Consider the following 12,615-nt stretch of genomic DNA (forward strand, 5'->3'; position numbering starts at 1 on the left):
AAATTTTAAAAGCAATGCATAGTCCTGAGTTTCCTAACATAATCCTATTTGCTATTCCTTTTTTTGTGCTTTCTATGCTAGTAGAATTGTATGTTACAGTAAAAGAAGGCATAAATACTTATGAAAAAAAAGATGCTATATCATCAATTACAATGGGTTTGGGCAATGTGTTTTTAGGGTATTTCAGTAAAGCTGTTGTATTATTTTCATTTTTACTTATATATGAAAACTTTAGACTCTTTACAATTCCTGTTACTTGGTGGAGTTTTATTCTTATCTTCTTTGCAGATGATATTGCTTATTACTGGTTTCATAGAATATCGCATGAATGTCGTTTGTTTTGGGCATCGCATGTAGTGCATCATTCATCTCAACACTACAATTTAAGTACAGCCTTAAGGCAAACATGGTCTGGTGGGTTTTACACCTTTATTTTCTGGCTATGGCTACCTCTTATTGGGTTTCATCCAGCTATGATTATGCTTCAAATGTCTATTAGTTTATTATATCAATTTTGGATACATACCGAAACTATTGATAAAATGCCCAAATGGTTTGAAGCTGTTTTTAATACCCCATCACACCACAGAGTACATCATGGTAAAAATCCTATTTATTTAGATAGAAACCATGCTGGTATTCTTATTATTTGGGATAAGTTTTTTGGCACATTCCAGCCAGAACTTAAAGATGAAAAAGTGATTTATGGATTGGTAAAAAATATCAACACTTACAATCCTATTAAAATTGCTTTTATTGAATGGATAAACATGTTTAAAGATGTGTTTTCTGGAAAAAAATCAATAAACAGTAGATTGTTATATTTTATAAAACCACCAGGTTGGAAACACGACGGTTCTGGAAAAATTTCTGATGATTTACGAAAAGAATGGTTGGATTCAGTTAACAGAAATCAACCCTCAGTATATAGCAAGAAATAATCAAACATTTATAGCTCTAAACTTCCCCCAATCTTAAGAAGCATTAAATCTTTATCTTTTTCAAAAAACTTGCGTTTAGCAACTTCATGATCTATTTCTATATATCCAAAAGTGTCAAAATGATAACCTAAAATTTTATCGCATTCCACAAAATCACTTGCTAAAATAGCATCATCAATTCCCATGGTAAAATTATCGCCAATAGGTAAAATAGCTAAATCTAACTTGGTTTGAAGTGGAATTAATTTCATATCAAAAGTTAAAGCTGTATCGCCAGCTATATAAATATTTTTATGTTCGCCTTCAATTACAAAACCACCAGGTTGTCCGCCATAACTCCCGTCTGGAAATGAAGACGTGTGAATGGCATTTACATATTTTACAGTACCAAATTCAAAATCCCATTGCCCTCCATGATTCATTGGATGTCCTTCTAAACCCAGATTTCCAAAATATGTAACAATTTCATAATTAGATATAATGACAGCATTGGTGCGTTTTGCAATAGTTTCAACGTCTAAGATATGATCTTGATGTGCATGCGTTACTAAAATATAATCTGCTTTAAGATTATTAATGTCTATACTAGAAGCATTAGGGTTTCCTGTTATAAATGGATCGACCAAAATATGAGTATCTCCAATCTGAATTCCTAAACTAGCGTGTCCATAAAATGTAATTTTCATGCCTATTATTTTTATTTATAAAAAATAGTGATTTTACTCCAAAATTAAAAATTGTTTTTTACCACCACTTCTACTAATAGTAATAAAACGTTCGCCATTATAAACTCCAAAATATGGCATATAAAAGGTGTTCCCTTTATTATCTTGAATTTTGTTATATGAAACTTCTCCACTATCACTAAAAACAATATCATATAACGATGACGATTCAAATAAACCTTTTGAAACTTTTACTCTACCATCTTCCTTTTCGGTTAAATTCTTTCCGGAATTTAAAATAACATGTAATTCATCATTTTTAATAAATGCATTATATGATGGCACTTGATCTCTTTTAAAAATGCTTCTAGCCCATTCTAATTCATTTGCTGCGTTAAGTTTTAAAACAAGTACATTATTGTAATGATAAACAGTTTGCATATACCCTCCTCCAGCTCCAGTAGACACATAAACGGTAGTAATAAAAAACTCTTCAGCCAACAAATAGGTATTGCCTTTATTGTCATCAATTACATAATCTACGTAGTAACTTGACAACTCTTTACCTTTGTTTTTCTTTCTCTTTGCTTTGTTTTCATTATATAAATCTTTGTAAACGGCTTCAGGGAGTTTAAATGATTTATTTTGAGAAATTTGCATGTTAGCCGTATCTACATTAAAGATTAATGCACCTTTAATTTTACCTGCTCTTTCTTCAGAATAAAAACCAAGTAATCGTATTTGGTTTTTAATATTTGAAATAATTAATGAGCTAATATGCTCTTCTTTACTAAAATTAATTGTTTGAGTTATTACTTCAGAATCAGATATTTTATTTAAAACAAAATCATAATTGGCTTTACCTTCTTTTTTTTGAGATCTACCTTCTAAATATAACTTTCCAAGAGCATAAACATTGGCATTATCATCTATTGATAAATCATTAGCCTCATAAAATTTATCTGTATTCTCTTGATAGTTTACTTTATAGATTAAATTTAAGCTTTCGGAATCGTAAACATGAACAGTATACGAATTAGAATGTTTTTTAATATTATCAGTAGAAACAACAAAATATTTACCATTTGGCGACATTGCAAAGCCGGTTTCACGTTTATTTTCTCCAGAAAATATACTTCGGTTTTTTTCTAATTCTATTCTAAAAAGTTTGGTTTTTTTATGAGAGCCATCAATAATATTAAATTCATGACAATAAACAATACGCTCCTTTTTTGAGGGTGAAAAAACCGTAAATACTTTCATGGTGTTATCAAAAGACAAATCGCCATAAAAATTTTCTTTCTTATCTACAGGAATTAAAATGTTTTTAACTCTGTCAAGTGACTCATTAAAAACATCAAACAGTAAGTTTTTTTGCTATTTCTAACAATGCCTGTTAATCCTGATTGTGATGTGTGAATTGAAAGGACTGCTCCAGATCTTACTTTATCTTTAAATTCAGCGCTTTCTTTTGCTTTTAAATTTGATTTACTTTGAGCAAAACTGAAAACCGATATCAAGAATAAAAAACTAAAGATTACTTTTTTCATTAGGTTAGATTTGAATTAAATGCCCTACTCCCATTAAAATAGCTAGAAATACGGTTGTTAATGCTAGTTTTTTTAATTCTGGATCCAACAATTTTGGGTCTGTAGTACTATTTACTTTTTTAATATGAATTAGTAAGGGAATATAAGCTATAGCAAAAATTAAATTATACGGAGATGAATAATATAAGATGCCAAACAGCATTGATAAAGCAATAGCCAAACCTATAAGTATAGTGTGATATACTTTAACTTTGTTTTGACCTAATTTAACTGCAAATGTGATTTTATTTGATTTTTCGTCTGAAACAATATCTCGCATATTATTCAAATTTAAAACCCCCATACTTAACAATCCAATAGTACAAGCAGGTAAAAAAACTACATGATCTATAGTTTTGGCAAATAAAACATAACAGCCAATAACACTTACCAATCCAAAGAAAACAAATACAAAAACATCTCCTAACCCCTTATAGCCATAGGCATTATTACCCACAGTATAGCGAATTGCAGCAACTATACAGGCAATACCTAATGCAAAGAAAAGCATTGTAAGCAAAAAGTGTTTCACACCAAAAGCTGAAAATATTAATGCAAAAGCTAAGCCTATTGAAATTAAAATATTAATTCTAATAGCATTAAACATATCATCTGGAGAGATTTTACCACTTTGAATTGCGCGTTCTGGACCTATTCTATCATCATTATCTGTACCTTTAACACCATCGCCATAATCATTTGCTAGATTAGACAATATTTGTAAACTTAATGTGGTTAAAATAGCAAGAATAAATATTTTCCAATTAAAATAACCATTGTATTCTGCTAGACAAGATGCTAATATTATTCCCGAAATCGATAATGGTAGCGTTCTTAAACGCATTGTTGAAACCCAAAGAGAGATATTTTTCATTTTACGGAATCCATTTTTTTTCAAAGTTAGGCTTACGTTTTTCAAGAAAGGCATTTCTACCTTCAATAGCTTCGTCTGTCATATAAGCTAAACGTGTTGCTTCTCCTGCAAACACTTGTTGCCCTACCATACCATCATCTGTTAAATTCATAGCAAATTTTAGCATTTTAATTGAAGTTGGTGATTTTGCTAATATTTCTTGAGCCCATTGATACGCTGTATCTTCAAGCTCATCATGAGGAATTACAGCATTTACCATTCCCATTTCATATGCTTCTTGCGCTGAATAGTTTCTTCCTAAAAAGAAAATTTCTCGTGCTTTTTTCTGACCGACCATTTTTGCTAAATAAGCAGAGCCATAGCCGCCATCAAAACTAGTTACATCAGCATCAGTTTGTTTAAAAATAGCATGCTCTTTACTTGCCAAGGTTAAATCACAAATTACATGTAAGCTATGTCCACCTCCAACCGCCCAACCAGGAACCACAGCAATAACTGCTTTTGGCATAAAACGAATGAGTCGTTGCACTTCCAAAATGTTTAAACGATGATAACCATCTTCTCCTACATAACCTTGATGTCCCCTAGCTTTTTGGTCGCCACCTGAGCAAAAGCTCCAAATCCCATCTTTAGTTGATGGTCCCTCAGCAGACAATAAAACTACACCTATATTTACATCTTCATTAGCATCATAAAAAGCATCGTATAGCTCACTTGTGGTTTTTGGCCTGAACGCATTTCTAACATCTGGTCTGTTAAATGCAATTCTTGCAACACCTTTATATTTTTTATAGGTAATATCTTGATATTCTTTAGCGGTTACCCATTTTGCTTGATCCATTTTTTATATTTTAGTCAAAAATAAATTTTATTTCATTAAAACACTTACTTAGCCATGAAAAATAGTATTTCAATTGTTATTTTCCTTTTTGTTGCACTTATAGGTTATACCCAATCTTATGAATTTGAAACTATTATAGATTTAGAAACAACCGATGTTATTAGTCAAGGTAGCACAGGGACTTGTTGGAGTTTTTCAACATCATCATTTTTGGAAAGTGAAATAATGCGTATTACAGGAAAAAAAATAGACTTGTCTGAAATGTATACGGTACGAAATACTTATCCCAAAAAAGCTTGGAATTATATAATGAGGCAAGGAAAAACTCAATTTAGTGAAGGTGGTTTAGCTCATGATGTGATGAACAGTGTTGCGGAATATGGATTAGTTCCTAATAATATATATTCAGGTTTAGAAGACAATGCTACAAGGCATAATCATTCTGAAATGATAGCAGTTTTAAGAGGCTTATTAGATACATATATTGATAACCCTGGCAGACAATTATCTCCTAAATGGAAACAAGTAACGGAAAGTGTTTTAGATATTTACTTAGGTAAAAACGTGTCAAATTTTAGCTATGATGGGACTCAATATACTCCAAAATCATTTTTAGAAATGACAAAAATAAATCCAAAAGATTATATAAGTATTACATCGTTCTCTCATAAGCCGTTTAACACATACTTTATATTAAATATTCCTGACAATTTTTCTAATGGTAAATTTTTAAACATTAAGCTTGATGATTTGGTAGATATTACAAATAAAGCTTTAAAAGCAGGTTATACGATAGAATTGGATTGTGATGTAAGTGAAAAAACTTTTTCGTCAAAACACGGCTTAGCAGTAATTCCAAAAGATGTTAACAGTAAATTGGAGGCTTTACAAAAAGTATTACCAGAAAAGAGTATCTCACAAGAATTAAGACAACAAGAATTTGAGAATTATAATACAACAGATGACCATTTAATGCACATTACTGGGATGCTAAAAGACCAAAATGGAACGATTTATTATAAAGTAAAAAACTCTTGGGGTAAGAATTCTGATCGTGTTGCTAATAACGGATACATATATATGAGCGAAGCATATTTTAGATTAAAAACTATTTCTATTATGGTACATAAGGATGTTATTCCAACAGAAATATTGAATTAGGATAAAATAATTAAAAAATAAGATAAAAAACATATTGTTTGTAGTCTTTTATTTATTAGTTTTGTAGCATAGTGAATTTTTATCGATAAAAATAGCATTTAAACTGTTTTTTTTGTATTTTGTCGATAAGTAAATCCCAAAATACCTATGTTATTAACAATTACTATTTCAATCACCGCATTAGTTGCAGTAAATTTTTTACTATTAAAGTTTAGTAGTAATAAAATAAGCAGTAAGCCTAAAGTAAATAAGAAACCTATTGTTTTAAAGCCAGATATTGTTTTAGAACAAGAATCAAAAAGGCTTGCTCCTACAGGAAGTTAATTTAAAATGTGACTAATATTTTAATTCGTGTCAAATATTTATAAAACAATTTTGACCGATGCTTCTACATATATTTATTATTGTTTCAAGCCTAGTTGCTTTAAACTTTTTATTGCTCTTTTTAAGTTGCAATAAAAGTATTGTTAGTAATAAAAAACTTGAAAACAAATCATTTACTGCACAAAAAACTACCATTCAATTAGACCCAAATCCACTTGCTCCAACAGGAAGTTAGTTTTACTAAAATGCTTATTATCAAACCAGTACCCCCTATTTGCACTCAATGGAGAAGGGTGTCCTGACTCTAAAACATGATGCTTTTTATTGTCTATTAGTTTTACTTTTTGTTTTGCAAAACCACCCCAAAGTAAAAAAACAACATCTTTCTTGTTTTTACTTATAAGACTAATTACTGCATCTGTAAATATTTCCCATCCCTTTTTTTGATGACTACCAGCTTGATGCGCTCTAACTGTTAATGTAGCATTCAGCAAAAGCACCCCTTGATTTGCCCAACGTAATAAATTTCCGCTTTTTGGATAAGGTATTCCTAAATCTGATTCTACTTCTTTAAAAATATTAATTAATGATGGCGGGTGTACAATATTATCATTAACAGAAAAGCATAAACCATTTGCTTGCCCAACACCATGGTAAGGGTCTTGTCCAATAATTACTACCCTTACATCGTTAAAATGACAATGATTAAACGCATTGAAGATTTGATTTCCCGAAGGAAAACATTTAAAATTTTTATACTCAGATTTCACAAATGAGACCAAATTCTTAAAATATTCCTTTTCAAACTCTTCCTGCAAAAAAGGCTTCCAACTATCATGTATATCAACTTTCATCTATCAAACTCTTTTATAAAACTTAAAACAAATTAACCCATAACTTACTTATAGTTTGTGTTAATTTTATAAGCGATTACACTATTTCCAAAAAATGTAGGAACTAGCAATATATTCTTTTCTGGTATAATAGAAATATCAGCTGCGTTAAGTTTTTCTGCTTTTGTATCTAATATTTTTATTGCTTTGCTATTTTTTAAATGTCTATCTACAAAGAAAATTTCGCCTTGCCAAGTAGAAACAATATACCCTTCTTTAATAGACACGATTCCGTCACCACCAACAATTCCTGTAGCTAAAACATCTTTCTTTTTTGTTTTTTTATCTATACTTATAAGATTTCCGTTGCTATATGAAACCACTAAAACGCGTTCCTTTTCTACAAGTATACCATTTGGATTAATACCAATTAAGTCTAACCAAGGAGAAACTTTGTTATTGACCAATTTTAAAACTCGGTCTCCTCTGGAATCGGTAAAAAAAATATCTCCATTAAGGTCAACACTTAAATCATTTAAAAAAACAGCATCTTGAACTACATGTTTATTATTTACATGTCCAGTTTCAATATCAATCTCAACAACTTCATTAACATCAGTGACATAAAGTGTGTTTTTATAGAAATCAGATCCTTTTGGTGCACTAATCCCAGTTACCCAGTTTTGATTTAAAACTTTTCCACTTTCATCAAGTATAGAAATGCTTCCATCGTTATCTTTTGCATCTGGAGGTACGTTTCCAATATTAGACACATAAATTAGGTTTTTTTTAGGGTTATATCTAACTGCTTCACACGTTTTTAGTATGGTATCTGTTTCCCAAAGTTTTTCTAATACAATTTCAACGCTCTTCTCTGTTTTTTGCTTTTTAGTTTTTGCTTGATTACAACAAACCAAAATTGAAAAACAAAACATTATTAAATATTTCACATTGTCCATAATCTATTTATTTAAGATAAAATCTTTACCAACAACTCCTTTAATAGATCCCCTTGTGGAACTGCATTGCTTCCTACTCCTTTGCTTTTAACATCAAACTCTCGCAATATGGAGACAATAGCACTCACTTTCCTCATAGGATAATTTCTGGCAGCAGCAATATACTCATTAACAAAATATGGATTCACTTTCAAAGCTGATGCAACACTTCGCGGAGATTTATCTTTTAACCCATGGAAATGAAGTAATTGCGAAAAAAAATTAAACAATAATGCTACAGTAACAACCATTGGATTATCCTTTGGGTTATCAGCAAAATAATTAACTATTTGATGGGCTTTAATTATATTACGCTCTCCAATAGCTTTTCGTAGCTCAAAATTGTTGAAGTCTTTACTTATTCCTATATTCTCTTCAATAATCTCTGGAGTTATCTGACTTCCTTTTGGCAAAATAATTTGAAGCTTTTCCAATTCATTATTAATCTTACTTAAGTCAGTTCCCAAAAATTCAACCAGCATTTGCGCAGCTTTTGGAGAAATAGTATAATTTTTAGGAGATAACACACGGCGAATCCAATCTGCTACCTGATTTTCATATAACTTTTTACTTTCATAAACGACTCCAATTTTTTTAATGGCCTTATATAAAGCTTTACGCTTATCAATTTTTTTGTATTTATAATTAACAACCAAAACCGTTGTAGGTTGAGGGTTATTAACATAATCTGCCAGCTTTTCAATAGTACGCGATAAGTCTTGAGCCTCCTTTATAATAACTACTTGTCGTTCAGCCATCATAGGGTATCGCTTTGCATTGCCTACTATATCTTCAATAGATACATCACGTCCATACAAAACCATTTGATTAAAACCTTTCTCTTCTTCTAATAGCACATTGCTTTCAATAAAATCTGAAATTTTATCAATATAATAAGACTCTTCTCCCATTAAAAAGTAAATGGGTTTCAAATTTTTGTTTTTTATATCGTTAACTAATTGTTTGACTTCGTCCATTGAAAAAAAATCACCAAATTTGTGTAGTGCAAAAACTTAATTTCCCTACATATTCGTTTCGTTTCAAAAGTAGCGAAAATAAAATTTCTATTTTCGATAGTATTCGCAAAAAATTTGTGATTTTACAACCCGAAGAATGGGTGCGTCAACATTGTATCCAATATTTAATTCATGTTAAGCAATACCCAAAATCTTTAATAAATGTTGAAAAAGAACTGGTTGTCAATACTTTAAAAAAGAGATACGACATTGTTGTTTACAATTCTGATGGTAGCATTCATTTAATTGTTGAGTGTAAATCTCCGGCAATTACCATTAATCAAAGTACTTTTGATCAAATTGCACAATATAATTTGGTGCTTAATGCAAACTATTTAATGGTAACAAACGGATTAAATCATTATTATTGTCAAATGGATTTTGATAATGAGTGTTATAATTTTTTAAAAGATATACCAGATTATAATCAATGAAAGTAGCTATCGTCATATTAAACTGGAACGGAAAAAAATTATTGGAGCAATTCTTACCATCAATAATTAAACATTCGTTGAAAGATGCTGATATTTATTTGGCAGATAATGCCTCTTCTGATGATTCAATTGAATTTGTAAAAGAAACATTTTCTTCAGTAAAAATTATACAAAACAAGGTTAATGGAGGTTATGCAAAAGGCTACAATGATGCCTTAAGAGAGATTGATGCTGAAGTATTTTGTTTGCTAAACAGTGATGTTGAAGTTACAGAAACCTGGCTTAACCCAATTATAAGAACTTTTCAAAAGGAACCTAACACGGCAATAATTCAGCCAAAATTATTGGATTTTAAAAAGAAAGATTACTTTGAATATGCAGGAGCTGCTGGTGGGTTTATTGATAAATATAGTTATCCTTACTGTCGAGGACGCATTTTTAATACCATTGAAAAAGATTCTGGGCAGTTTGATGATACGGCTGAAATATTTTGGGCTTCTGGTGCTTGCTTATTTATAAGGCGTAACGTTTTTGAAAAATTAAACGGACTAGATGAAGCTTTTTTTGCACATATGGAAGAGATTGATTTGTGCTGGAGAGCCAAAAATTTAGGCTATAATATAAAATATGTGGGAGCATCAACTATTTATCATGTTGGTGGGGCCACTTTAAGCAGTACAAATCCTAAAAAAACTTTTTTGAACTTTAGAAATAGCCTATTCACACTAACAAAAAACGCAAAGGGCAATATTTTTTATTTAATACTTATTCGCTTAATTTTAGATGGTATAGCTGGAATCAAATTTTTGTTACAGCTAAAATTTAAACACACTATAGCTATTATTAAAGCACACCTTAGTTTTTATTCACATTTAGGTTATTTATTAAAACAACGGAAAGCACTAAAACAATCTATAAAATATTATCAAAAAACATCTATAGTCTTTGCTTATTTCGTAAATAATAAAAAAATATATAAAAGTTTATAAATAGTTAGCAAAAGTTTTGTTAACAATGTCACATTAAACGGTTTTTTATATACTTTTGTCGATATCAACAAAAACAGGGAACCTAATCCATTATTTAATTATGAAAAAAGTTTTATTACTTAGCTTATCCACCGTTTTTCTATTAAGTTCATGTGTTTCAAAAAAACAATTTACAGACTTAGAAGCAAAACAAAAAGAAACTCAAGATTTATTAAACTCTGCAACTGTTAAACTAAACTCATGTTTAGAAGACAGAGCATCAGCAACAGCTAGAGCAACAGCCCTAGAAGAACAAGTAGCCGATTTAAGAAAAAGCAATGATAATTTGCAAATATTATCTGCTAAAGGAGCTAGTAATGTTGAAAAAACTCTTGAAAGCATTAAAGAAAAAGACCTTAAAATTACACGTTTACAAGATGCCATTACTAAAAAAGACAGTGTAACATTGGCTCTTGTAACAAGTTTAAAACGTGAAGTTGGTATAAACGATCCAGATATTGAAGTAAACGTAGAAAAAGGTGTTGTATTTATTTCTATTGCCGATAAATTATTATTTAAAAGCGGTAGCTATAATGTAACAAGCAAAGCAAAAGATGTACTTGCAAAGGTGGCAAAAGTAGTAAACAGTAAGCCAGACTTTGAGTGTATGGTAGAAGGTCATACAGACAATGTATCATACAGAAAAGAGCCTTTATTAGATAACTGGGATTTAAGTGTAAAGCGTTCTACATCTATCATTAGAGTATTACAAGAGCTTAATGTAAACCCAAGCCAATTAATTGCAGCTGGTCGTAGTTCTTATGTACCATTAGTAGATAATGACACTGCTGAAAACAGAGCAAAAAACAGACGTACACGTGTGGTTATCTTACCAAAAATCGATCAGTTTTACGACATGATTGAAAAAGAAATGAAAAACCTTGAAGCTGGTGGTCAATAATTAGCTTTCAATTATAATATTAAAAAGCTCAATCGAAAGGTTGAGCTTTTTCTTTGTGCTGAATTTATTTCAGTATTATGGCGTTACCCTATCGGGTCAGGCTTTCCATTATATCTTTTTAAAACGTCATAGCGAGGAGTTAGCGACGTGGCTATCTGCCAAATTTTATTTATTATAAAAGTATTGGTTTCTTTTATTTTTAAAAAGGATGCCATTGCAATCCTTAACGCGCACATTTGCTAACTGATGTTTTCAACTGGAAGGTGATTTGTTTTTGAAAGGTTCGCTTAACGTGTTTCTTTAGTTAGCACTAATTACCAATTATAATTGCTATTAGGTACTGCAATTTTTTGGTTTTTTATAAATTCAATAATTTGTTCAGATTCTTCTTCAGATACTTCATATAACAATTCAGATTTCGAAGACCTAATCTCCATTTCATTATTTGCGATTTTAAATTTTTCTACTTTCTCCCATTTTATTCCAGGCTTTCTCCAATTAAGTTCTATTATTCCGTACACATCTAGGTATAGTCTATTTGATCGATTAAAAAGCAAAAAATCGATTAATCTCATATATATCAACCAAAAAATCGCAAATAGATTAAAATTAAAAGATTCAATTTTTACAACAAAAACAAGGAACAATATCATTGAAACATAAAATATAAGCTCTATTATGTTTGTTTGTGTTAAATATGAAGATCTTTTAAAATTAAAAAAGATGATTTTATAATTCATCACTTGATTTTTTATCCAAAAGTAAACTATTAGATGAACCAGTATATCAGTCAGAATAATTAATAGCATTTGCCATAATTTTAATTCTTCCGTTTCATTAAGTTTTGAAAAAAATAATATCCAAGTAATAAATAGAATCATATTTACAATTGGCAATATGTAGTTTACTTTCCTCATATTCTTAAATTAAGTTCCGTTTCAACGAACTAAAACAACAGTAAACGAAGTTATCCTTTTTTTTGCAAAGTTAAATTAGTACATTATCTATTA

At 30.1% G+C, this 12,615-nt stretch carries 15 protein-coding genes; 6 read left to right on the forward strand and 9 right to left on the reverse strand.

What is annotated here, in order from left to right; genetic code table 11:
* Positions 1 to 14: 14 nt before the first annotated feature.
* Positions 15 to 941, forward strand: coding sequence for a sterol desaturase family protein (locus M3P09_RS09480; RefSeq protein ID WP_249972951.1), 927 nt, complete (start codon positions 15 to 17; stop codon positions 939 to 941).
* A gap of 8 nt (positions 942 to 949) precedes the next feature.
* Here the strand turns inward: M3P09_RS09480 and M3P09_RS09485 are convergent, their stop codons facing one another.
* Genes M3P09_RS09485 through M3P09_RS09505 form a run of 5 tightly spaced genes read right to left on the reverse strand, consistent with a single transcriptional unit; the run spans position 950 to position 4,910 of the window.
* Positions 950 to 1,627, reverse strand: a complete 678-nt coding sequence (locus tag M3P09_RS09485; RefSeq protein ID WP_249972952.1) for a metal-dependent hydrolase — start codon at positions 1,625 to 1,627, stop codon at positions 950 to 952.
* A 33-nt stretch (positions 1,628 to 1,660) separates the two neighbouring features.
* The gene (locus M3P09_RS09490) at positions 1,661 to 2,869 is read right to left on the reverse strand and encodes a hypothetical protein (RefSeq protein WP_249972953.1); all 1,209 of its coding nucleotides are present in this window, start codon (positions 2,867 to 2,869) and stop codon (positions 1,661 to 1,663) included.
* Between the two features lie 53 nt (positions 2,870 to 2,922).
* Entirely contained in the window at positions 2,923 to 3,156 is a 234-nt protein-coding gene (locus M3P09_RS09495) for a hypothetical protein (protein ID WP_249972954.1), read from the reverse strand.
* 4 nt (positions 3,157 to 3,160) lie between these two features.
* Positions 3,161 to 4,069, reverse strand: a complete 909-nt coding sequence (gene menA, locus M3P09_RS09500) for a 1,4-dihydroxy-2-naphthoate octaprenyltransferase (protein WP_249972955.1) — start codon at positions 4,067 to 4,069, stop codon at positions 3,161 to 3,163.
* 1 nt (position 4,070) lies between these two features.
* Positions 4,071 to 4,910 carry a 1,4-dihydroxy-2-naphthoyl-CoA synthase gene (locus tag M3P09_RS09505; RefSeq protein WP_249972956.1) on the reverse strand — a complete coding sequence of 280 codons (840 nt, stop codon included), beginning with the start codon at positions 4,908 to 4,910 and terminating at the stop codon, positions 4,071 to 4,073.
* Between the two features lie 54 nt (positions 4,911 to 4,964).
* Here M3P09_RS09505 and M3P09_RS09510 point away from each other — a divergent pair, with 54 nt between their 5' ends.
* Entirely contained in the window at positions 4,965 to 6,071 is a 1,107-nt protein-coding gene (locus M3P09_RS09510) for a C1 family peptidase (protein WP_249972957.1), read from the forward strand.
* Between the two features lie 147 nt (positions 6,072 to 6,218).
* Entirely contained in the window at positions 6,219 to 6,395 is a 177-nt protein-coding gene (locus M3P09_RS09515) for a hypothetical protein (protein WP_249972958.1), read from the forward strand.
* A 188-nt stretch (positions 6,396 to 6,583) separates the two neighbouring features.
* On the opposite strand, the gene M3P09_RS09520 is transcribed toward M3P09_RS09515, so the two are convergent.
* From M3P09_RS09520 to holA, 3 genes are read right to left on the reverse strand one after another with little or no spacing between them, the layout of a single operon-like run.
* Positions 6,584 to 7,249 carry a uracil-DNA glycosylase gene (locus M3P09_RS09520; protein WP_249972959.1) on the reverse strand — a complete coding sequence of 222 codons (666 nt, stop codon included), beginning with the start codon at positions 7,247 to 7,249 and terminating at the stop codon, positions 6,584 to 6,586.
* 44 nt (positions 7,250 to 7,293) lie between these two features.
* A complete protein-coding gene (locus M3P09_RS09525) occupies positions 7,294 to 8,187 on the reverse strand; it encodes an SMP-30/gluconolactonase/LRE family protein (protein ID WP_249972960.1) in 894 nt (297 codons plus the stop codon).
* A gap of 11 nt (positions 8,188 to 8,198) precedes the next feature.
* The gene (holA, locus tag M3P09_RS09530; protein WP_099566080.1) at positions 8,199 to 9,203 is read right to left on the reverse strand and encodes a DNA polymerase III subunit delta; all 1,005 of its coding nucleotides are present in this window, start codon (positions 9,201 to 9,203) and stop codon (positions 8,199 to 8,201) included.
* Between the two features lie 26 nt (positions 9,204 to 9,229).
* Between holA and M3P09_RS09535 the strand changes: the two genes are divergently transcribed.
* From M3P09_RS09535 to M3P09_RS09545, 3 genes are all read left to right on the forward strand, one after another.
* Complete coding sequence (locus M3P09_RS09535; RefSeq protein ID WP_249972961.1) at positions 9,230 to 9,676, forward strand: type I restriction enzyme HsdR N-terminal domain-containing protein; 447 nt, start codon at positions 9,230 to 9,232, stop codon at positions 9,674 to 9,676.
* Positions 9,673 to 10,665: a glycosyltransferase family 2 protein gene (locus tag M3P09_RS09540; protein ID WP_099566081.1), complete on the forward strand. Its 993-nt coding sequence runs from the start codon at positions 9,673 to 9,675 to the stop codon at positions 10,663 to 10,665. Before M3P09_RS09535 ends, M3P09_RS09540 begins: the two co-directional genes overlap by 4 nt.
* A gap of 100 nt (positions 10,666 to 10,765) precedes the next feature.
* Positions 10,766 to 11,605: an OmpA/MotB family protein gene (locus M3P09_RS09545; protein WP_099566082.1), complete on the forward strand. Its 840-nt coding sequence runs from the start codon at positions 10,766 to 10,768 to the stop codon at positions 11,603 to 11,605.
* A 314-nt stretch (positions 11,606 to 11,919) separates the two neighbouring features.
* Here the strand turns inward: M3P09_RS09545 and M3P09_RS09550 are convergent, their stop codons facing one another.
* Positions 11,920 to 12,180, reverse strand: a complete 261-nt coding sequence (locus M3P09_RS09550) for a hypothetical protein (protein WP_249972962.1) — start codon at positions 12,178 to 12,180, stop codon at positions 11,920 to 11,922.
* Positions 12,181 to 12,615 lie beyond the last annotated feature (435 nt).

Origin of the sequence: Jejuia spongiicola (assembly GCF_023502325.1) — a bacterium.
GTDB lineage: Bacteria > Bacteroidota > Bacteroidia > Flavobacteriales > Flavobacteriaceae > Wocania_A > Wocania_A spongiicola.